This window comes from Mycobacterium sp. E1747 (assembly GCF_001667775.1).
Classification (GTDB): domain Bacteria; phylum Actinomycetota; class Actinomycetes; order Mycobacteriales; family Mycobacteriaceae; genus Mycobacterium.
Genome location: NZ_LZJI01000231.1, coordinates 1 through 20,151, shown reverse-complemented (window position 1 = coordinate 20,151; position 20,151 = coordinate 1). Strand labels below are relative to the sequence as shown.

Annotated in this window: 16 protein-coding genes and 3 pseudogenes; 14 read left to right on the top strand and 5 right to left on the bottom strand. The window is 68.0% G+C overall.

The genetic code is table 11. The features are described 5' to 3' along the window. Positions 1 to 336 precede the first annotated feature (336 nt). Positions 337 to 3,021 carry an FHA domain-containing protein gene (locus tag A5695_RS24725; protein ID WP_082946283.1) on the top strand — a complete coding sequence of 895 codons (2,685 nt, stop codon included), beginning with the start codon at positions 337 to 339 and terminating at the stop codon, positions 3,019 to 3,021. A 12-nt stretch (positions 3,022 to 3,033) separates the two neighbouring features. Here the strand turns inward: A5695_RS24725 and A5695_RS29260 are convergent, their stop codons facing one another. Further along, on the bottom strand, positions 3,034 to 3,198 hold the full coding sequence (locus tag A5695_RS29260; RefSeq protein ID WP_197515609.1) for a hypothetical protein: 165 nt from the start codon (positions 3,196 to 3,198) through the stop codon (positions 3,034 to 3,036). Positions 3,199 to 3,398: 200 nt separating this feature from the next. Here A5695_RS29260 and A5695_RS24720 point away from each other — a divergent pair. Beyond that, positions 3,399 to 3,647: pseudogene (locus A5695_RS24720) on the top strand (acyl-CoA synthetase); the annotation flags it as partial. Here the strand turns inward: A5695_RS24720 and A5695_RS24715 are convergent. Next, positions 3,626 to 4,498 (bottom strand): DMT family transporter, encoded by an 873-nt coding sequence (locus A5695_RS24715; RefSeq protein WP_231974964.1) that lies wholly within the window; start codon positions 4,496 to 4,498, stop codon positions 3,626 to 3,628. The pseudogene A5695_RS24720 and the gene A5695_RS24715 overlap by 22 nt on opposite strands. Positions 4,499 to 4,754: 256 nt before the next feature. Between A5695_RS24715 and A5695_RS24710 the strand changes: the two genes are divergently transcribed. The 4 genes from A5695_RS24710 (at position 4,755) to A5695_RS24695 (ending at position 9,314) form a co-directional block, all read left to right on the top strand. After that, the gene (locus tag A5695_RS24710) at positions 4,755 to 5,852 is read left to right on the top strand and encodes a ferredoxin reductase (RefSeq protein ID WP_068088714.1); all 1,098 of its coding nucleotides are present in this window, start codon (positions 4,755 to 4,757) and stop codon (positions 5,850 to 5,852) included. Between the two features lie 28 nt (positions 5,853 to 5,880). Next, a complete protein-coding gene (locus tag A5695_RS24705; RefSeq protein WP_068088709.1) occupies positions 5,881 to 7,275 on the top strand; it encodes an acyl-CoA desaturase in 1,395 nt (464 codons plus the stop codon). Between the two features lie 157 nt (positions 7,276 to 7,432). Next, positions 7,433 to 8,797 (top strand): molybdopterin-dependent oxidoreductase, encoded by a 1,365-nt coding sequence (locus A5695_RS24700; protein WP_231974962.1) that lies wholly within the window; start codon positions 7,433 to 7,435, stop codon positions 8,795 to 8,797. After that, on the top strand, positions 8,790 to 9,314 hold the full coding sequence (locus tag A5695_RS24695; RefSeq protein WP_068088706.1) for a hypothetical protein: 525 nt from the start codon (positions 8,790 to 8,792) through the stop codon (positions 9,312 to 9,314). The genes A5695_RS24700 and A5695_RS24695 overlap by 8 nt, the downstream gene beginning before the upstream one ends. Here A5695_RS24695 and A5695_RS24690 read toward each other — a convergent pair. Continuing rightward, positions 9,291 to 9,650 (bottom strand): SHOCT domain-containing protein, encoded by a 360-nt coding sequence (locus A5695_RS24690; protein WP_068088701.1) that lies wholly within the window; start codon positions 9,648 to 9,650, stop codon positions 9,291 to 9,293. The genes A5695_RS24695 and A5695_RS24690 overlap by 24 nt on opposite strands. Before the next feature lie 899 nt (positions 9,651 to 10,549). Here A5695_RS24690 and A5695_RS24685 point away from each other — a divergent pair. The 4 genes and pseudogenes from A5695_RS24685 (at position 10,550) to A5695_RS24670 (ending at position 13,794) form a co-directional block, all read left to right on the top strand. After that, on the top strand, positions 10,550 to 12,148 hold the full coding sequence (locus tag A5695_RS24685) for a class I adenylate-forming enzyme family protein (RefSeq protein ID WP_068088698.1): 1,599 nt from the start codon (positions 10,550 to 10,552) through the stop codon (positions 12,146 to 12,148). Next, positions 12,145 to 12,339 (top strand): annotated as a pseudogene (locus A5695_RS28060) (class II aldolase/adducin family protein); the annotation flags it as partial. The gene A5695_RS24685 and the pseudogene A5695_RS28060, both read left to right, overlap by 4 nt. A 163-nt stretch (positions 12,340 to 12,502) precedes the next feature. Further along, the gene (locus A5695_RS24675; protein ID WP_068088693.1) at positions 12,503 to 12,973 is read left to right on the top strand and encodes a GbsR/MarR family transcriptional regulator; all 471 of its coding nucleotides are present in this window, start codon (positions 12,503 to 12,505) and stop codon (positions 12,971 to 12,973) included. Continuing rightward, complete coding sequence (locus A5695_RS24670) at positions 12,970 to 13,794, top strand: class I SAM-dependent methyltransferase (RefSeq protein ID WP_068088689.1); 825 nt, start codon at positions 12,970 to 12,972, stop codon at positions 13,792 to 13,794. Before A5695_RS24675 ends, A5695_RS24670 begins: the two co-directional genes overlap by 4 nt. On the opposite strand, the gene A5695_RS24665 is transcribed toward A5695_RS24670, so the two are convergent. Further along, positions 13,789 to 14,808 carry a nitronate monooxygenase family protein gene (locus tag A5695_RS24665; RefSeq protein WP_068088687.1) on the bottom strand — a complete coding sequence of 340 codons (1,020 nt, stop codon included), beginning with the start codon at positions 14,806 to 14,808 and terminating at the stop codon, positions 13,789 to 13,791. The two genes, A5695_RS24670 and A5695_RS24665, sit on opposite strands and share 6 nt — an antisense overlap. Before the next feature lie 110 nt (positions 14,809 to 14,918). On the opposite strand from A5695_RS24665, the gene A5695_RS24660 reads away from it, so the two are divergent. Both A5695_RS24660 and A5695_RS24655 read left to right on the top strand, forming a co-directional pair. Beyond that, complete coding sequence (locus A5695_RS24660; protein ID WP_068088684.1) at positions 14,919 to 16,520, top strand: arylsulfatase; 1,602 nt, start codon at positions 14,919 to 14,921, stop codon at positions 16,518 to 16,520. 8 nt (positions 16,521 to 16,528) lie between these two features. Continuing rightward, a complete protein-coding gene (locus A5695_RS24655) occupies positions 16,529 to 17,752 on the top strand; it encodes an FAD-dependent oxidoreductase (protein ID WP_068088681.1) in 1,224 nt (407 codons plus the stop codon). A 580-nt stretch (positions 17,753 to 18,332) separates the two neighbouring features. On the opposite strand, the gene A5695_RS24650 is transcribed toward A5695_RS24655, so the two are convergent. Next, entirely contained in the window at positions 18,333 to 18,947 is a 615-nt protein-coding gene (locus A5695_RS24650) for a preprotein translocase subunit SecD (RefSeq protein WP_068088679.1), read from the bottom strand. Positions 18,948 to 19,072: 125 nt separating this feature from the next. On the opposite strand from A5695_RS24650, the pseudogene A5695_RS24645 reads away from it, so the two are divergent. Together A5695_RS24645 and A5695_RS24640 are read left to right on the top strand one after the other, a co-directional pair. Next, positions 19,073 to 19,270, top strand: a pseudogene (locus A5695_RS24645) (hypothetical protein); the annotation flags it as partial. Continuing rightward, entirely contained in the window at positions 19,267 to 20,031 is a 765-nt protein-coding gene (locus tag A5695_RS24640) for an SDR family NAD(P)-dependent oxidoreductase (protein ID WP_068088673.1), read from the top strand. The pseudogene A5695_RS24645 and the gene A5695_RS24640, both read left to right, overlap by 4 nt. The last annotated feature ends 120 nt before the right edge of the window (positions 20,032 to 20,151 follow it).

The window sequence follows — 20,151 nt, the reverse complement described above, 5'->3', positions numbered from 1 at the left end:
ATCTGAAAATAGCTGTGCCACAATCGAACTGATGGGATGCAGCGATTTCTGCCCACCGTCACCGGCCTCGGGATCGATCCTCACGCAGTTCCTGCCGGCCGGGCGGGGCGTCTCGAATGGTGAGTCACAATCCGGCCGCCCGCGGACACAGCGTCGACCCCGGTGTGCTGCAGCCGCCCGGCGCGGGCGGGGGAACGCCGTCGGGAAATACACCGCCGCTATCCCGCATGGACGGACGACCACCCGTTCCGTCGAAAACCGCCGCCATGCCCGGGGAGGCGGTCCGGTAGAGATTCGGGGTCCTGATCCGGCCGGCTGCCGATACAGTTGGTCGTGATGAGCCGACCAGTCCCACCCGTGTTGACGGTGCGGTACGAGGGCGCCGAGCGCACGTTCGCCGCGGGCAACGACGTAGCAATCGGGCGTGACCTTCGCGCCGACGTCCGCGTCGCGCATCCGCTGATCTCTCGTACCCACCTGATCGTCCGGTTCGACCAGGGCCGATGGGTCGCCATCGACAACGGCAGCCTCAACGGGTTATTCGTCAACCACCATCGCGTGCCCATGGTCGACATCCAGGACGGCCTGCGCGTCAACATCGGCAATCCGGACGGTCCGGCGCTGACCTTCGAGGTGGGCCGCCATCAGGGGAGCGCCGGGCGGCCCCCGCTGACGGCGTCGATCCCGATCGTCAACCCGGCCACCGCGGCGAGCCCGCGGGTTTCGCACGGCCAGCCCGCCGGCGCGTCATGGCCCGGCCAGCCCCAGCAATCACCGTCGGCCTCCTTCCGCCAGCCCACGCATCCGCCCAGCGCGCCCCAGCCCGTGCACCCGGCGAGCGGGCCCTCGCCGGTTAATCCGCCAAGCGGGTCGATGCCGAGCTACCCATCGGGCCCGCAGCCGCGACACCCGACGGGTGGCCAACCGGCGGCCCCGCCCAGCGGCCCGCAACAAGCCCCACAGATCTACCGCACACCCCCGAACGTGCCCCCGGCGCAGGCTGCGGGGCCGGAGACGAGCCGCGTCGCCGGCGACGCGTCGAACCTGGCGACCTCGATGATGAAGATCCTGCGGCCGGGCAAGGCCGCAATGGACTCGACGCCCGGCGCGATCAAGATCGGCCGGGCCAACGACAACGACATCGTCATTCCCGAGGTACTCGCGTCGCGCCACCACGCCACGCTGATCCCGACGCCGCACGGCACCGAGATCCATGACAACCGCAGCATCAACGGAACCTTCGTCAACGGGGCGCGGGTCGACTCGGCGGTGCTGCGCGACGGCGACGTCGTCACCATCGGCAACATCGACCTCGTCTTCGCCGGCGGCACGCTGGCCCGCCGCGACGAGAGCGCGACCGCGACCCGCACCGGCGGCCTGGACGTGCGCGGCGTGACGTGGACGATTGAGAACAACAAAACGCTGCTGGACGACATCTCGCTGGGCGCGCAGCCGGGGACCCTGACGGCCGTCATCGGGCCATCGGGCGCGGGCAAGTCGACATTCGCCCGGCTGGTCGCCGGGTACACGCACCCGACCAGGGGCACGGTGGCCTTCGAGGGCCATAACGTCCACGCCGAGTACGCCTCGCTGCGCAGCAGGATCGGCATGGTGCCTCAGGACGACGTGGTGCACGGGCAGCTGACGGTGCAGCAGGCGTTGATGTACGCCGCCGAGCTGCGGTTACCGCCAGACACCACCAAGGACGACCGGGCCCAGGTGGTGGCCCGGGTGCTCGAGGAACTCGAGATGACCCAACACCTGAACACCCGGGTGGACAAGCTCTCGGGCGGTCAGCGCAAACGCGCCTCGGTCGCCCTGGAGCTGCTGACCGGGCCGTCGCTGCTGATCCTGGACGAGCCGACGTCCGGCCTGGACCCCGCGCTCGACCGCCAGGTGATGACCATGCTGCGCCAGCTCGCCGACGCGGGTCGCGTGGTGCTCGTGGTCACCCACTCCCTGACCTACCTCGACGTGTGTGACCAGGTCCTGCTGCTGGCCCCCGGCGGCAAGACCGCCTTCTGCGGGCCGCCCAGCCAGATCGGGCCCGCGATGGGGACGACCAACTGGGCCGACATCTTCAGCTCGGTCGCGGGCGATCCCGACGGCGCGAAGGCCCGCTACCTCGCGCACACCGGCCCACCGCCGCCACCGCCCCCCGCGCAACAGCCGGCCGACCTGGGCGACCCCTCGCACACGAGCCTGTTCCGGCAGTTTTCCACGATCGCGAGGCGGCAGGTCCGGCTCATCTTCTCCGACCGCGGCTACTTCGTCTTCCTGGCCGTGCTGCCATTCATCATGGGATCGCTGTCCATGTCGGTACCCGGCGACGTCGGCTTCGGCATCCCCAACCCGTACGGAGCCGCGCCGAACGAACCCGGGCAGATCTTGGTGCTGCTCAACGTCGGCGCCGTGTTCATGGGTACGGCGCTCACCATCCGCGACCTCATCGGCGAACGCCCGATCTTCCTGCGCGAACAGGCGGTTGGCCTGTCCACCAGCGCTTACCTGCTGGCCAAGGTCTGCGTCTACACAGTTTTCGCGGTCATCCAATCGGCGATCGTGACCATCATCGTGCTGCTCGGCAAGGGCGCGCCGACCCAGGGGGCGGTGGCCCTGGGCCGGCCGGGTCTCGAACTGTTCGTCGACGTGGCGTTGACGTGCGTGGCGTCGGCGATGCTCGGGCTGGCGCTGTCGGCCATCGCCAAGTCGAACGAACAGATCATGCCGCTGCTGGTCGTGGCGGTCATGTCGCAGCTGGTGTTCTCCGGCGGCATGATCCCCGTGACGGGACGGCTCGGGCTGGACCAGATGTCCTGGGCGACTCCGGCGCGCTGGGGGTTCGCGGCATCAGCCTCGACCGCCGACTTGGGCAAACTGGTGCCTGGTCCGCTCAGTCCCAAGGACTCGCACTGGCATCACACCGCGGCCGCGTGGTGGTTCGACTTCGCGATGCTGGTGGTCATCAGCGTCTTCTACCTGAGCTTCGTCCGCTGGAAGATCCGGCTCAGGGGCGGCTGAAGCCGCCGCGGGTCACGCGCCCTTGCGGATCACCTGGTCGGCCGCGGCGCGCATGCGATCCGACAACTGCAGCAGGCTGTGCTCGCCCACGCCGAAGGGCAGGGTGTACGCCAATTGCCGCAGTTCGACCGCATAGTTGCGCAGGTCTTCGCGAAGGCGCGTCTCAACAGTGGGCATGACATCTCCCTCAGGCTGGGGCTGGGCAGAGTGCCTGGTCCACGTCGACCAGCCGATGTAGATAGCGTCCCAGCCCCGCCGCGCAACTGCGAGAGCGCCGATGCAAATTAACGGGAGTTTGACAGCGAATTTACAGTCAGAGCGACAACCTGGTCAATCGTTCACGTGGTCGAGCTGGACTCGCAGGACCGCCGCGACCCGCCCTGGTGTTGCGCGACGGGGCGCAGCTGCGGCCCGACGACTTCGTGACTTTCCTTGCCGCACAACCGGATCTGTCACCCACGGCCTGGCCGCGCTATCTGGGCATCGACGCCGATCTACCGACGACCGCGACCAACAAGATCCTCAAGCGCGCGCTGACGGCCGCAGGCACCAGCGCGGAGGGCGGCGTGCTGTGGGCGCGCCGGACGCGCGGCACGGCCTACGGTCAATTGACGGTTTCGCCCTGAGCCGACTCAGAAAGTTCCTGCGGCGCTTCGCCGAATCGCGCCAGCACGAGCGTGGCGGACACGGCCACCACAAAGCCCGCGATGACCAGCCAGCCCAGGTGATCGCGGGCGCTGTCGCCCAGCCACACCACGCCGACGAACGCGGGTGCGATGGTTTCGCCGACGACCATCCCGGCGACGGCCGTGGTCACCGATCCGCGGTGCAGGGCGGAGGTCAGCAGCAAGAACCCCGCCGCACCGCCCGCGGCAGCCGCGTACAGCGCCGGATTGGTGTAGAAGGCGCGGTGGGCCGGATTGATCACCTCGATCAGCCGCACGCCAACCTCGATGACCCCGAACCCGGTTCCGGCCGCCAGGCCCAGCGCGAGCGCGCGCGGCCGGTCCGGTAGTCGGCCCGCTACGGCGCCGGCGAGCAATATCGCAGCCACCACGCCCAGCAACGCCCAGCCGAGCCCCGCCGGGGCATGCCGGAAGTGCCCTGGTCCGGCCGCGAGGGCGAGCACGATCAGGCTCGCACAGACCACGCCCACCGCCGTCCACTCGGCCCGCGACAACCGCGCCGACAGGAGCCACGCGGAGGCGATGCCGGCGACCGCGATCGAGGCGGCCAGCGCGGCGGCGACCACGTAGATCGGCACCAACCGCAACGCCGCCACTTGCAGGAGGAATCCGACGCCGTCCAGGCCGACGCCGACGATGTACCGCCATTGCCGGGCGGCCCGCATCAGCAGCACGGTATCGACGCCCGAGCCGCTCCCGGCCTCCACCGACCGCGTCGCCGCCGCCTGCAGCACCGACGCCGTGCCATAACAGACCGAGCAGCCCAGCGCGAGGAGGAAGCCGATCAGCACACCCCGAACAATAGGGGGCGGCGCCGGCCGGCGCGCCGAGGCGCTCAGCTGAGAATCCTCTGAACAAATGTTTGGGCCTGGCATGGCTGGGGCACGCGCCAGCTACGCGTCGCCGCAGCCCTGGCCTGGTCCCCGTCGCAACTAGTGAACATGCATGCGTCTTTTGCATAGTCATTGAGTGACTGTCAAACAGTGCACTACAAGCTAATTCACGGCGTACGTTTAAACTCGGTGTACAACTGTGTACTCTGACGGCATGGCGGAACGCGGCGCTGAACCCCAGGTCCCACGCGGGCGCCGGCTCTTTCTGCGCGCGGTCCGCCGGTTGTTCAGCCCGCTGCAACCGGACGATTACCTCGAAATGATCAACCCGCTGTGGACCACCAAGGAGCTGCGCGGGAAGGTCGAAGGCATCGAGGCGCAGGGTTCCGAAGCGGCCAGCGTCTTGATTCGCCCGGGGTATGAGTGGCCGGGCCACAAGCCCGGTCAGTACGTGCGCCTCGGGGTGGTCATCGACGGCGTCTACCACTGGCGCGCGTACTCGCTGACCTCAGATCCCAGGCCCGAGGACGGGCTGATCAGCGTCACGCCGAAGCGGGTCGACGGTGGCGTGGTGTCGCCGTATCTCGTGCACAAGATTCAACCTGGCGATCTGGTGCGCCTCGGCGAGATCGAGGGCGTTTTCACCCTGCCCGAGCCGTTGCCGCCGAAGTTGCTGTTCATCAGCGCCGGAAGCGGCATCACACCGATCATCAGCATGCTGCGCGACCTCGACCATCGCGACGAAATGCGTGACGTGCTGGTCATTCATTCCGCGCGGACCCGCGAGCAGGCCATGTTCCTACCGGCGTTGGAGGAGCTCCTGGAGCGACATGAGGGAATGCGACTGGACCTGCGCCTGACCTCCGAGCGGGGCCGCCTGACGCCCGGCGACCTGGACGACGTGTGCCCGGACTGGCGCGAACGCGAGGCGTTCTGCTCGGGTCCCGGCGAGATGCTCGACGCACTGATCGAGCACTGGAAGGAACAGGGGGATTGCGACCGCCTGCACTTCGAGCGATTCCAGCCAAAGATCGGCGGCGATGCCAACGCCGGCGAGGGCGGCACCGTGTGCTTCTCCGACAGCGAAAAGGAAGTCGAATGTGACGGCGGCACATCGATTCTCGAGGCCGGCGAGAAGGCCGGTCTCAACCTCGCCTATGGCTGTCGCATCGGAATCTGCCATACCTGCGTCGGGACGCTGAAGTCGGGCAAGCTGCGCGACATGCGCTCGGGTGACGTGATCGAACCGACCGAGCAGGACGTCCGAATCTGCATCAACACCGCCGAGGGCGACGTCGAACTCAAACTCTGACCGAAAGGAGCGGCTTGTGACGACTGCCATGAAAAGGCCTGCGGAATCGCCGCTTTCCCGCTTGGGAGAACAAGAACTGGAAAAGCTCGCGAAGGAATTCGACGCGATTCATGACGAGGTGTTCGCCGATCTCGGCGACCGCGACCGCCGGTACATCAAGAACGTGATCTCGGCGCAACGGCAGATCGTCGTGGCCGGCCGGGTGCTGTTGCTGGCGTCGCGCTCGAAAACCGCGTGGCTGCTGGGCACCGCGTGTCTTTCCATGGCCAAGATCTTGGAGAACATGGAGATCGGCCACAACGTGATGCACGGTCAATGGGACTGGATGAACGATCCCGACATCCACTCCTCGGTCTGGGACTGGGACACGGCGTCGACCGCCGAGTCGTGGAAGCACTCCCACAACTACATCCATCACACCTTCACCAATATCCTGGGCAAGGACAAGGATCTCGGCTACGAGATCATGCGGATCGACCCCAACCAGAAATGGGCTCCGCGCTACCTGGGCCAACCGATTTACAACCTGCTGCTGACGCTGCTGTTCGAGTGGGGCGTCGCCGTCCACGACATGGACATCGACGCGATCCGCAAGCGCGAGAAGCCGTGGTCGGAAGTGCGCAAGGACCTGCGCGGCATCGGGGTCAAGGCGCGCGCGCAGATCTACAAGGACTACCTCGGCTGGCCGGCCATCAGCGCCGGCGCGTTCGCGCTCACCCAGCTGGCGTTGCGCGGCCGGCTCGAACAGCCGGCGCAGTCGCGGATTGCCAGAAGGCTCCGCAGGGTGTCGAAGGGCGGCCGCGTCGGCGCGGCGGCGAACTTCCTCGACAAGGTCGCGCCCGGCGTCGAAAGCACCTACCTGCGCACCCTGGCGGCCGACGCGCTGGCCAACGTGATCCGCAACGTGTGGGCGCACGCCATCATCTTCTGCGGTCACTTCCCCGACCAGACCTATACCTTCACGCAGGAAGAAACCGAAAACGAGACGCGCGGTGGTTGGTACGTGCGCCAATTGCTCGGCGCCGCGAACATCGACGGCAGCCCGCTGTTCCACATCATCAGCGGCAATCTCGGTTACCAGGTCGAGCACCACCTCTACCCGGACATGCCGAGCAGTAGATACTCCGAGATCGCGCCGCAGGTCAAGGACATCTGCGAGCGCTACGAGCTGCCGTACAACTCAGGAAGATTCGGCAAGCAGTGGGCGACGGTGCACCGCAGCATCTTCCGGCTGGCCTTCCCGGGCGGTAAGCCCCGGCCGAAGCCGGGCCCTTACCGCGGCAACGTCCATCGGCCGGGCCCCGATCGCCCAAGTGAGGGCACGCGATTCCGCGACCGTGTACCGGCCGAGCATCCGGCCGCGGGTCCCGAACACGACTCCTCCGGCGTCGAGGTGCAGCCGCCGCCGCGGGGCAACGACTGACACTCGCTGAGCCCTGCGCTCGCCTTGGCGGCCAGCATGCCTCGCCGCCGACCAGCTATGTGACCGGATCGACGCTGTAGGTAGACGGCAGCGGTGCCGCCGTCGAACAAGCGCCGAATCTGAACCATTTTCCGCGTCCGCTCGTGGATGATCATCGATGATGCTGCCCATCCGCGGACCCGAGACCGACGACACCGAGCCGACCGACTCCATCGGCTACGGGTTTCCCGCGCGCCTGTGGCGCCTACTGGATGATCACCCGCCGCCGGGCGTCAGGCGGGCACAGCGCTGGCGCAGCCCGCTGCGGGGACGTTGGCTGACGTCCGTGTTCGGCTCGGTGCTGCTGGTCACGCTGCCGATCGTCATTGTCACCGGCCTCCTGTCCTACATCGCCTACGGGCCGCGGTTCGGCCAAGCCATCCCCGGCGACGTCGGATGGCTGAAGCTGCCGACGTTCGATTGGCCCACCAACCCGTCGTGGCTGTATCGGCTGACCCAGGGGTTGCACGTCGGGCTCGGGCTGATCCTGATCCCGGTAGTGCTGGCCAAACTGTGGTCGGTGATCCCGCGACTGTTCGCGTGGCCGCCCGCTCGGTCGATAGCCCAACTGCTGGAACGGGTTTCGCTGCTGATGCTGGTCGGCGGTGTCCTGTTCGAGATCGTCACGGGCGTGCTGAACATCCAATACGACTACATCTTCGGTTTCAGCTTCTACACGGCGCATTACTTCGGCGCCTGGGTGTTCATCGCGGGGTTCGTCGTGCATATCGCGATCAAGATCCCGGCCATGTGGTCCGGCCTGCGCTCGATCTCCGCGGGCGACGTGCTGCGCACCGGGCGCGCCGAGACCCGCGCCGAACCGTGGGAGCCGGACGGGCTGGTCGCCGCGGATCCGGCCCCCGCGACGATGAGCCGCCGCGGCGCCCTGGCGCTGGTGGGCGCGGGTGCGGTGTTCATAGGGGTCATCACCGCCGGGCAAACATTGGGTGGGTACACGCGTCCCGCGGCCCTACTGCTTCCGCGCGGGCGCACCCGCGGGGATGGACCCGACGACTTCGAGGTCAACCGGACCGCGGTAGTGGCCGGCGTTTCCGCCGAAAACACGGGCGAGCGCTGGCGGCTCACGTTGAGTGGAAGATCCCACACCGTCGTCCTGGATCGCTCCGCCCTCCTGGCCATGCCCCAGCACACCGCCACGCTGCCGATCGCTTGCGTGGAAGGCTGGTCCACCACCCAAACCTGGACCGGCGTGCGGCTGGCGGACCTGGCCGGGCTGGCCGGCGTTCCCGCACCCGAGTCGGCGTACGTCTCGTCGTTGGAGCGCGGGGGCGCATTCGGCCGCGCGACGCTGCAGGGCAGCCAGGTGCTGCACCCCGATGCGCTGCTGGCGCTGCGCGTCAACGGCACCGACCTCTCCCCGGATCATGGCTTTCCTGCGCGCATCATCGTGCCCGCGTTGCCGGGGGTGCACAACACCAAATGGGTGGAATCCATCGTTTTCAGGTCCGCCCCAAATGCGTAGCGCGCGAGCGGCTTTCGTAGGGCTCTACGGCTCTCGCCCGTGGCATCTGTTGACCCTGATCGCCGGATTCGCCCTGTTGGGCTACGTGGTGGCCACCGTCAGGCCTGTCGCGCTGTGGAACCCGCACGTGTGGTGGCAGTCGATCATCGTGTGGTTCGCCGCGGCCATCGTCGCCCACGACCTGGTGTTGTTTCCGATCTATGCGTTGCTCGACCGGCTGCTGTCACGCTCCGCCGTCCGGCTCCCCACCGAGCGGGTTCCCGTGATCAATCACCTCCGGGTGCCCGCGCTGGGTGCGGGCCTGACGCTGCTGGTGTTCCTGCCGGGCATCATCAAGCAGGGCGCCGCCACGTATTCGGCCGCGACCGGCCAGACGCAGGATCCCTTTTTTGGCCGCTGGCTGCTGCTGACCGCGGCGATGTTCGGGGTCAGCGCCGCGATCTACGCGGTCCGCGCGGTAACGGCGCATCAAGGCGCCGAGGCGGCACCCGACCTACATGTTGGCGATGATCTGTAGGCGCTGGGCGCTGTATTCGGTGTCGGTGATGGCGCCCCTGGCGTGCAGGTCCTCGAGCTGATTGAGGCGGTCGTATAGCGCCGGCTCGGGCCGCCGGCGCGCGGCCGGGTGAGCGTGGATGCCGCCGGTGCGTGGCGTCGTGCCGCCCTTGGTGGTCCATCCCTCGCCCAGGTCGAGGAGCCGCAGCGCGAACAGCACGCCGGCTCCGGTGACCGGCAGGCCAAGGTAGAGCATCCACCCCAGTGGCACACCGGCCCGGCTCAGCGCGAAGTAACGCGTCAGCAGCACCAGCGCGAGCATCCCGCCGGCCAGCAGCACGATGGCCTTGCTTTTCATCCGCTATGAACCTCCGTGTCGGTCGCTGCGGGGCGCAGCGGTGGTGGGGCAAGTGCAACCCCCCCGGGCTGCTACCGATCCCAAGGGGCGAAGCGCATTCACCGTCCACGGCCGCGCTTGAAGGATTCTTGACGGCTTCTTGGAGTGTCCTTTGAAACCCCCGCGTGTTCTGCGCGTGCGCCGGCGACTAACTACTCTGGTCAGCATGGGAAACGGGCGGACCGGGACGGCTACGGCATTGTGCGCCTGCCTGGCCGCACTTGTCTGCACGCCACTCGACGGCATCCCAACGACTGAGATGACACAAACCGTTGCGCCGTCCCCATCCTCGTCGGTCGACGAGAGCGCCCTCGGACTGCCTAGCTCGCCCTGTTTCATCGGCCTCAACTGCGGATGTGTTCAACACTGCCCATCGTCGCCACGCCAACGTCCGCCGGCTGTAGCCGGCGATCCACAGCACGCCCCTCCCGCCTCCACGCCACCAAATCCCTAGCCCGGCCGCCTAAATTGCCCCCGCCGCGCGGCGAGAAAGAACACTGGAGATTGTGAAGATTCGAAAAGCCCAGCCCGTGGCCGCGGTTTGCGGTGTCTTCGCAGCACTCCTCTTGGCGTTCGGTTGGTCGGACGCAGACCTGGTCACCCACGCCGCGAATACGTCGTCGAGCGGGACGCCGGCGCCCCCGCCGGCCCCGGGTGGCGCCCTGCCGGTGCAACCCGTCGGGGGAGGCGGCTGCATCATCGGCCTGAACTGCGGTTGCACGCGCAATTGCCATAAACCCCGACCCCGTCCGCCGGGTCCCGTCGCCGACCCCCAACACGACGCCCCGGCTCCGGTCCCGCAAAACCCCTAGCGGCGCGTCAGCCGACTCGGCCACTGGGCGCTTTCCTATCATCGGCTGATGGAGATCGAGTCCTCGCCGGCGTTCACCGACGAGGACTCGGCCCGGTTTCATGCCGCCGGATTCTGGTCGGACACGACGTTGTCGGACACGGTGCGCCGCAACGCCGAACGGTCGCCGGACCGGCTTGCCTATGTCGACCATCCTGGGACGCCACTGAGCTGGCGCCAATTCGACGATGCCGCAGGCGCTCTGGCCGAGGGGCTGGCAGGCGCGGGGATCGAGCCCGGTGACCGAGTGGCGGTGTGGCACGGCGACTCCGCCGCCCTGCACGTCCTGTTCGTCGCGATCGAGCGGTGCGCCGCGGTGGTCGTCGGCGTCGGCGCGCGCGCCGGAGCCCGTGAGGTCGCTGCGATACTGCGCAGCGCCCAGCCCGCAATCCTCATCAGCGACCAACAGCGCGCCGCGACGGCGGCGGCCGTCGCCGAAGAGCTTGCGCTGCCCACGCTGACGCTGGGCGCGGACGCCGGCCCGCCACGACTCGACGTTCGGGCGGTGCCCAGGGCGCTTGCCCCCGAATCCCGACTCGGACCCGACGATGTCTTCCTCATCAACTCGACATCCGGGACCACCGGCCTGCCCAAATGCGTGGTGCACACCCAGAATCGCTGGCATTACTTCCACCAGAAGGCCGTCGCCAACGGGATGCTGACGCCGGAAGACGTTTTCCTGCCGGTCATCCCAACGCCGTTCGGCTTCGGGCTATGGACCAGCCACACCACGCCGATCTATCTCGGCGCCACCGCCGTCAGCCTGGGACGGTTCAGCACCGGGGCGACCTGCGAGGCGGTATCACGGCACCGGATCACCGTATTATGCTGTGTCAGTACACAATTGACCATGTTGATGGCGGATCCCGCGACCCGCGACCACGACCTGAGCTCGCTGCGTGTCGTGTTCACCGGCGGTGAGGCGCTGCCCTACCGGCCGGCCGCCGACTTCGAGGAACTCACCGGTGCCAAGATCCTGCAGTTCTACGGCTCCAACGAAACCGGGATGCTGAGCGCCACCACGGTCGACGACACGCGAGAACGCCGGCTGCGCACCGGCGGGCGGATCGTGCCCGAAATGGCGGTCCGGCTCTTCGATGGAGAACGGGACGTGACCGCGACGGGCAAGGGCCAGCCTGCCTGCCGCGGCCCGGCGACCAGCCTGGGCTACCTCGGCGGGACCGATCACGACAAGTTGTTCACCCGAGACGGCTGGATGCGCATGGGCGACATCTGCGAAATCGACGCCGCCGGGTATCTGACGGTCACCGGGCGAACGTCCGACTTCATCCTGCGCGGCGGCAAGAACATCAGCGCGACGCAGGTCGAGGACGCCGTCACCACCCACCCGGCGATCGCCGTGGCGGCGGCGGTTGCGATGCCCGACCCGGTGTTCGGCGAAAAGGTATGCCTCTACGCCGAACTCGTCGACCCGGCCACGATCGAACTGCCCGAGCTGGTCGACCACCTGCTGACGCTGGGCGTGTCCAAGGAGCTGTTGCCCGAGCGGCTCATCGTGGTCGACGAACTTCCGCGGTCGTCGGGCGGCAAGGTTGCCAAGGGCCGGCTCCGCGAGGATATTCGAGCCAGAACGGAAGGCCGAAGATGAATGCTCCTCATGCGCGCCGGTGCGGCCTGGAGGTCTGGGCGCCGTCAGTGGTTCCCCCGATCGGGATCGACTTGTCCGACGAGCAGGCGCTCGCGGTCGCCTTCCGCCACCTGGCCGGCATCGGGTTCGCCGAGAACATGGCCGGACACATCACCTGGCAGCCGGACGCCCACACTCAGCAGACGATCCACGAGCAAATCGGGTTCGTCCGGTTCGGACAAGCACACCGTGGTCCTGCTCCAGGGTCTCTGCCTGATCCAATCGAGCTGGGCGCTGCAGACCCCGTGACCAGTTGAAGACCCACATCACGTAAACTACGTTTAGTATGGACTGAACGTTGCGGGATGGGGAGCTATGTCGCCGGAAGAGGCCGAGTTCGTCGATCGCCTCGGGCTGTTCTTCGAGCTCCTCGGCGCCACCCGCACCATGGGCCGGATGTACGGGTGGCTGCTCATCTGTCATCCGCCGCAGCAATCCTTGACCCAGCTGGCTGACGCGTTATCGGTCAGCAAGGCCTCCATCAGTACGGTCGCCCGGCAGCTCCTGGAGGGCGGCATGGTGGAGCGGTTGCCCAGTCCGAACCGTCAACACCTTTATCGGGTCACGCCGGGTGGGTTCACCAGCGTTCTGGAAACACAACTCTCGTTGATGCGGCTGGGCATCGAACCCGCCGAGTTCGCCCTTTCCGTGCTGGATGAGGACCGCGCCGAACAACGGCAGCGCGTCGAGGATTTCCGCGATTTCTGTGAGTTCTGCACCAATGCCTACCGCGACCAGCTCATGCAGATGTGGACCGAATATCGGGCGGCAAGGAGAAAGCCATGACCTCGACGGACAAAGTCGACTTCACCTCTGTGCCGTGGGGCTCGGTGGAATGGACGAACCTCGTCACGCTCTATCTGCGCGCTCACGAAAGCCGTTCGGGCCGGCCTATTCTGGGTGACAAGGCGGCGGCGGAAGCGGTGGAGCGGATCGACTACGACTTCAAGCGAATCCATCGAAGCTCGCTGCCGGCGTCGAACCAGTACCTGGTCGCCCTGCGGGCCAAGCAGCTCGACGACTGGTGCGCGGAGTTCCTGCGGCGCCATCCCGATGCGGTGGTGCTGCACTTGGGTTGTGGCCTCGACGGCCGTGCCTTCCGGCTCACCCTGCCGCCGTCGGTGTTGTGGTTCGACGTCGACCAGCCCGGCGTGATCGAGCTGCGGCGGCGGCTCTACGACGAGGCCGAGCGGTATCGGATGGTCGGCTCGTCGGTGACCGATCGCAAGTGGCTGGACCAGGTACCGGCCGGTCGCCCCACGCTGGTCATCGCCGAAGGCCTGCTCATGTATCTGAGCGAACACCAGGTCCGCGACATGCTGCAGCGTCTGACGGACCGATTCCAAAGCGGCGAAATGCATTTCGACACACTCTCGGCGCTGGCGCCGCTGCTGTCAAAGGTGTTCACCCGGGGGATCATCAAGTGGGGTATCGGCGATGCGCGGGAACTGGAGTCTTGGAACCCGCGGCTGCGGTTGCTCGAGCAGACGTCCACGCTGGCCGGCCACCGGCAGATCGACTCGACGGTGGTGCGACTGCTGTATCGGGTCATGTGGGTGGCGGGGGCTCGCAACTACGACGTGCTGAACCGCTTCGAATACTCATAGGTCGCTAGCCAGCCGCCGCAGAATCTGGGCGGTGGGTTCGGCGGTGGCATTGCGGTAGCCGGTGCCCGCCCACAGGTGCACGTAGTCGGGCTTGCCCGCCGCGGCTGCCGCCTTGCGCAGTGGGCTGGTGAGGTAGTGGATGGCCGGATAGCCCAGCGGCGCCTGAGCCTCGTGGGCGTCGATGAACGCGTTGCGCAACCCGCGGGCGGGCCGACCGGTGAAGGCGTGCGTGAGCACCGTCTCGGTGTACTCCGGATCGGTCAGGGCCGCCTGATGCGTGGCCGAGGCGCCGCTTTCGTCCGCGCGCAGCAGAACGGTCCCGACGGCGGCCGCCGCGGCGCCCGCGCGGATCACCTCGGCCACCGCGGCGGGGGTGGCGAGCCCGCCGGCGGCCAGCACCGGCAAGGACACGGCCGCGACGATCCGTTCGACCAATTCGGCGATCGGCACCGGCGTCAGCGGCTCCCGCGGCGAGAGTGTGCCCGAGTGACCGCCGGCGGCCGCCGCCTGCACGGCGAGCATGTCGACCCCGGCGTCGCGCGCCTGCACCGCCTCGTGGGGCGTGGTCACCGTCTGCACCACGACGCTGCCCGCCTTGCGCAGCGCCGCAATTACCGCGCGCGGCGGGATGCCGAAGGTGAACGACACCATGGGAACCGGGTCGTCGAGCAGCAGCGCGACCTTGTCGTCGAACCCGTCGGTGTCCTCGATCGGGGCCTGAGGCAGCGTCAGCCCGAATTGCTCGGCGTCGCGCTGCACGATCGCGGCGTAAGTGCGATAGCTCCCGCGGTCCACCGGCAGCGGGTTGGGTGCAAACAGGTTGATGCCGAACGGGATTCCCTCAGCGCGGACCTGTTTGACCTCGGCCTCCACGGCCTCCACGGTCTTGTAGCCGGCGGCAAGCATGCCCAGGCCGCCCGCGCGGGTCGCGGCCGACACCATTGCGGGGGTGGTCGGGCCGCCCGCCATCGGGGCGGCGACCAGCGGAATGGACATTTCAAAAGCTGCCAGCATGTCAGAGCCCTTCCGGTGTAGCCGAAGGCGGACAACCCCGCCCCGACAATAACGAGGCCCCGTCGTGGCGGCATTCCGCTCGGCCGCGGGACCTGGCAGGATGCTTCAGCGTGAAGCGGCCCAACTTCCTCGTGATCGTGGCGGACGACCTCGGCTTTTCCGATATCGGTGCGTTCGGCGGCGAAATCGAGACGCCGAACCTCGATCGGCTGGCGCATGCGGGAATCCGGCTCACGGACTTCCACTCCGCGCCGGCCTGCTCACCCACCCGGGCGATGCTGCTGACGGGGACGGACCACCACATCGCCGGCATTGGCACCATGCTGGAGGTCGCGGGTCCCGCGTTCCGCGGCGCGCCGGGCTACGAGGGTTACCTGAACGACCGGGTGGTGGCGTTGCCGGAACTACTGCGCGACGCGGGATACCTGACGCTGATGTCGGGCAAGTGGCACCTGGGCGCCACGATCGACAGGTCGCCCTGGGCGCGCGGTTTCGAGCGCTCGTTCGCGCTGCTCCCGGCGGGGGCCAGCCATTTCGGTGGCGGTGGTGCGCGCAGTTTCTCGCCCGTGCCAACGCTTTACACCGAGGACGACCAGTTCGTCACCGTGGGAGATGACTTCTACTCGTCGGACTTTTACACCGACAAGCTGCTGCAGTATTTCGGCGAACGTGCGCCCGGCGACGACCGGCCGTTCTTCGCGTATCTGCCCTTCCAGGCGCCGCATTGGCCGCTGCAGGCCCCGGACGCATCCATCGCGAAATACCGTGGCCGCTATGACGCCGGACCCGACGCGCTGCGCGAGGAGCGACTGGCGGCGCTCAAGCGGCTGGGCCTGTGCCCGCCGGACGTCGAGGCGCACCCGGTCGTCGCCGACGGGGCCCCCGAGTGGGCCGATATGACCGATGAGCAGCGCGCGTTGTCGGCCCGCAGCATGGAGGTCTACGCCGCGATGGTCGACCGGATGGACTGGAATATCGGCCGGGTGCTCGACTACCTTTCGGGCCGGGGCGAACTGGACGACACCGTCGTTATCTTCTTGTCCGACAACGGAGCCGAGGGAGCGATCGTCGAGGCGATGCCATTGGTCGGGGCTCGAATCGTCGCGCAGATCGAAAAGCATTGCGACAATAGCCTTGACAACCTGGGCCGGCCCTCCTCTTTCATCTGGTACGGCCCACGGTGGGCACAAGCCGCTACCGCGCCGTCGCGGTTGCACAAGGCGTTCACCACCGAAGGCGGGATCCGCGTGGTCGGTTTCGTGACCTGGCCGGGGTTTGCGCGGCAGCGAGAGATCGGCACCGCGTTCAGCACCGTGATGGACATCGCCCCGACCGTGCTCGAACTGGCGGGCGCGGCGCACCCCGGCACGTCCTACCGCGGGCGCGATGTAGCGCCGATGCGCGGCCGTTCTCTCGTGGGTTACCTGTCGGGGGGTGCCGAGACCGTTCACGACGCCGAGACCGGGACGGGCTGGGAGCTGTTCGGCCGCAGGGCGATTCGCCAGGGGGATTGGAAGGCGTTGCACCTGCCGGCGCCGTACGGTCCGGGCGGCTGGCAGCTCTACGACCTCGCGGCGGACCCCGGCGAAATTCACGACCTGGCCGGCTCGCACCCGGACAAGCTGGCCGAGCTGCTGACGTTGTGGGATCGCTACGTCGAGGAAACCGGGGTGATCCTCGATCCCGTCTCGGTCTTCGACGTCGAGTTCTGACGGCTCCGATGGCCGAGACGACGACCTGCGCGATCATCGGTGGCGGACCGGCCGGCATGGTCCTGGGGCTGCTACTGGCTCGGGCGGGTGTGCAGGTCACTTTGATGGAGAAGCACGGCGATTTCCTGCGCGACTTTCGCGGCGACACGGTCCATCCGACCACCATGCGCTTGCTCGACGAGCTGGGCCTGTGGGAACCCTTCGCGGCCTTGCCTTTCACCGAGGTCCGCACCGCCAAACTCGAATCCAACGGGCGGTCGGTGACCTACGTCGACTTCGAGCGGTTGCGCCAGCCCCATCCCTTTGTCGCGATGGTGCCGCAGTGGGACCTGCTCAACCTGCTGGCCGACGCGGCTCAGGCGGAGCCCAGCTTCTCGCTGCGGATGAACACCGAAGTCACCGGGCTGGTATGGGAGGCCGGCCGGGTCGCCGGGGTGCGCTACCGCGGGCCGGACGGCCCGGGCGAACTGCGGGCCGAGCTGACGGTTGCCTGCGACGGCCGTTGGTCGATCGCTCGTCGGGAGGCGGGACTGAAAGCGCGTGAGTTCCCGGTGAAGTTCGACGTGTGGTGGTTTCGGTTGCCGCACAAGGAAGACGTGGAATACTCCTTCCTCCCTCGCCTCGGTCCGGGCAAGGGCCTTGCCGTGATCCCGCGGGAGCGCTACTTCCAGATCGCTTACCTTGGGCCCAAGGGCACGGACGCCCAGTTGCGGGCGCGCGGCATAGACGCGTTTCGCCGTGACGTCGAAGAGCTGCTGCCCGACATGCCGGAGTCGGTGGCGGCGCTGCAATCGATGGACGACGTCAAACACCTTGACGTGCACGTGAATCGGCTGCGTCGATGGCATACCAACGGGCTGCTGTGCATCGGCGACGCGGCGCACGCGATGTCGCCGCTGGGCGGCGTCGGTATCAACCTGGCGATCCAGGATGCCGTCGCGGCCGCGACCGTCCTGGCCGAACCGCTGCGGCGACACCGAGTCGGTGACCGCGACCTCGCGGCGGTGCACCGCCGGCGCATTTTTCCGACGGTGGTGACGCAATTGGTGCAGCAGGCGCTGCACCGGATGCTGCTCGGGCCGTTGCTGCGCGGGGCGGACCCCACCCCACCGGCGGCACTCCTCGGCCTGATGCAACGATTGCCGTGGCTGTCGATCGTGCCGGCCTACTTCGTCGGCGTGGGTGTCTTGCCCGAGCACGCGCCGGCATTCGCCCGTCGCGCGAACGGCTGAGTCCACGCAGGTGGGGACCCGCTGAACGCTGGCGCGGTTTGCTACGTCGCGAGCGGGGGTAATCTAGTGGGACAAATTGGGGTCGTGAGATCGGTCTATCCCCGCACACCGCGGGCGCTCCGGATGGAGGCCACGGGACCGAGAGGAGGCCAGCAGAGTGAACGTCAAGAAATTTGCAGGTAGGACCGCGGTCGTCGGCGCGTTGAGCGCGGCGGCCCTCGGCCTCGGTACCGGTATGGCGCAGGCGCACCCAGGACCGTGGCCGCCGCCGGTTCCGCCGGGCCCGCACGTCGTGGACAACGGTCACTGGAACCCGCTGCCACCGGGACAGGTCAAGCAGATTTGTCCGTGGCAGTCGCCGCCCGGTCAGTGGATCGGCGGCCCACATGGGGTTCCCTGCACTTAACCGCCGCGGGCCATGACCTGGCGCGGTCTGTTGCCGTCACTGGATGGCGGACAACGGCCGCCGCCCCGCTTTGACGCATGGGCGCAGCCGGTCGATCGCGGCGACATTGGCGGAAGCCGAATACGCTCAGCAACCCGAGCCGAGCCGAGCCGATCGGTGCCCGTCGTGGTCACGTCACAACGGACGGCCGGCGAGCTGGGCCAAATGCGCAGCTCCCTCGGCCGTTTGAGTGGTCAGCGCGATGCGCCCCGAAGTGACGGGTTCTTCGATGATTGGCGCCTCCAGCACGAGATTGTCGCGGATGAAGGCCACATGGTCTTTGAGATGCGCGGCGGTATATGACGCCCACGTGGCTGCCGATGAGGGGTCGAGGGTAAGGGTCACGTCGTAGAAGCCCGCCGTCAGCGACTTCGGTGGCTCCACATGGATCAGCCCGAGCTGCATCGTCTCGGGGCCGAGCGCGTACAGGGTCGTTCGGCCGACATCGCACGCGGTGAAGGAATCATTCGGCGCCACCGGATGATTCGGGTCGGTGGCCGGGCACTTCTGCGGGCTGGCCGGCTGCGACTTGTTGACCGGGCGCACGGGCAGGGGCGCGATCTTCACGATCGGCGCGGGCGACGCGCTTGTGGTGGGCATCGCGGTGGTTGCGGCGGTAGTGGTCGACGAGGAGGGGACGGCCGCGTGCCGCGTCGAGTGGCAGCCGCACACCAGCGCAACGAGCAGCCCGGCGCACATCAGCCGAGCGGTCGGGACGCCGACCCTCCCACCACCTGGCCGTCGAGTCATTCGACCCATTGTTCCAGCCGAGGGAACGGCCGCGTCGGTGCGTGGTTGTACGGCGCCCGCTTTCGGCCGCGTGGCGGGATACGCGAAGCCCTGACCGCTTCAGGAGGGCTCCCATGTCGGCGCGCGACCGCGAGCTGTATCGGCTCGCCAGCGATCACCGTGAGGGTCCGCGGCCGATCGTCGGGCCGTCCTGGCGGATGGCACGCAACGAGGCGCGCATCGCTCGCGGCGCCCCAAACCTGGGCGAGCGCACCGATTATGTGCTACACGGGATACTGGGCGCGCCATCGGAGGCGGCCCGCTCGACGACGGGTGGGACATGACGGGGACACTTGCACACACCGCGGCCCTGGTGACCGGCGCCAGCAGCGGTATCGGCGCCGCTACGGCGAGGGCGCTGGCCGCCGAGGGTGCGGCGGTGGCCCTGCTGGCGCGCCGCGCGGACCGGCTTGCCGAACTGAAGGCCGACATCGAATCCGCCGGAGGCGCAGCGCTTCCCGTGGCCGCCGACGTCACCGACGCCGATCAGGTGTCAGCGGCCGTCCAGCGCGCCGTGACGGAGTTCGGCCGGCTCGACACGGTGGTGAACAACGCCGGGTTGATGCAGTCGGGCCCCGCGGTCGAGGCGTCGCTGCGGGATTGGGACGCCATGGTGACGGTGAACGTGCAAGGGGTCCTGTACGTGAGTCGCGCGGCCCTTCCGCATCTGATCAACGCCGCCTCCGACTCACCGCGTGGTGTCGCCGACCTGGTCACCATCAGTTCGACCGCCGGATGGGTCGCTCGGCCGAACACGGCGGTCTACTCGTTGACCAAGTTCGGCGTGAACGCCTTCAGCGAGGGCATCCGGCAAGAGGTGCTCGGCCAACGGGTGCGTGTCGGCGTGGTCGGGCCCGGAACGGTCGATACCGAGATCTTCAGCCACCTCGCCGAGCCGTCCCGGGAGGCGTTCGAACGCCAGACCGCCGGCATGGTGAGGTTGCGGCCCGAAGACATCGCCGACGCGGTGTTGTTCATGGTGACCCGCGATCGCCGGGTCGCGGTCAATCACATGCTGGTGCGCGCGGCGGAGCAAACCTGGTAGGTCTGCTCGACGCCGCGCTGGCAGAGTCGACCCCTGACCTATGCCGCGTCGTCATCGTCGTCTTCACCGCGCAGCAGTTTCTCGGGATGGTGAAATGTGTTGCTGCGCGGTTGCCCCCGT

Bases quoted from the DNA above. Each gene is read 5' to 3' on its own strand.
- A5695_RS24725 (WP_082946283.1), top strand. From the start codon at position 337: ATGAGCCGACCAGTCCCACCCGTGTTGACGGTGCGGTACGAGGGCGCC.
- A5695_RS29260 (WP_197515609.1), bottom strand. From the start codon at position 3,198: ATGCCCACTGTTGAGACGCGCCTTCGCGAAGACCTGCGCAACTATGCG.
- A5695_RS24710 (WP_068088714.1), top strand. From the start codon at position 4,755: ATGGCGGAACGCGGCGCTGAACCCCAGGTCCCACGCGGGCGCCGGCTC.
- A5695_RS24705 (WP_068088709.1), top strand. From the start codon at position 5,881: ATGAAAAGGCCTGCGGAATCGCCGCTTTCCCGCTTGGGAGAACAAGAA.
- A5695_RS24700 (WP_231974962.1), top strand. From the start codon at position 7,433: ATGATGCTGCCCATCCGCGGACCCGAGACCGACGACACCGAGCCGACC.
- A5695_RS24695 (WP_068088706.1), top strand. From the start codon at position 8,790: ATGCGTAGCGCGCGAGCGGCTTTCGTAGGGCTCTACGGCTCTCGCCCG.
- A5695_RS24690 (WP_068088701.1), bottom strand. From the start codon at position 9,650: ATGAAAAGCAAGGCCATCGTGCTGCTGGCCGGCGGGATGCTCGCGCTG.
- A5695_RS24685 (WP_068088698.1), top strand. From the start codon at position 10,550: ATGGAGATCGAGTCCTCGCCGGCGTTCACCGACGAGGACTCGGCCCGG.
- A5695_RS24675 (WP_068088693.1), top strand. From the start codon at position 12,503: ATGTCGCCGGAAGAGGCCGAGTTCGTCGATCGCCTCGGGCTGTTCTTC.
- A5695_RS24670 (WP_068088689.1), top strand. From the start codon at position 12,970: ATGACCTCGACGGACAAAGTCGACTTCACCTCTGTGCCGTGGGGCTCG.
- A5695_RS24665 (WP_068088687.1), bottom strand. From the start codon at position 14,808: ATGCTGGCAGCTTTTGAAATGTCCATTCCGCTGGTCGCCGCCCCGATG.
- A5695_RS24655 (WP_068088681.1), top strand. From the start codon at position 16,529: ATGGCCGAGACGACGACCTGCGCGATCATCGGTGGCGGACCGGCCGGC.
- A5695_RS24650 (WP_068088679.1), bottom strand. From the start codon at position 18,947: ATGACTCGACGGCCAGGTGGTGGGAGGGTCGGCGTCCCGACCGCTCGG.
- A5695_RS24640 (WP_068088673.1), top strand. From the start codon at position 19,267: ATGACGGGGACACTTGCACACACCGCGGCCCTGGTGACCGGCGCCAGC.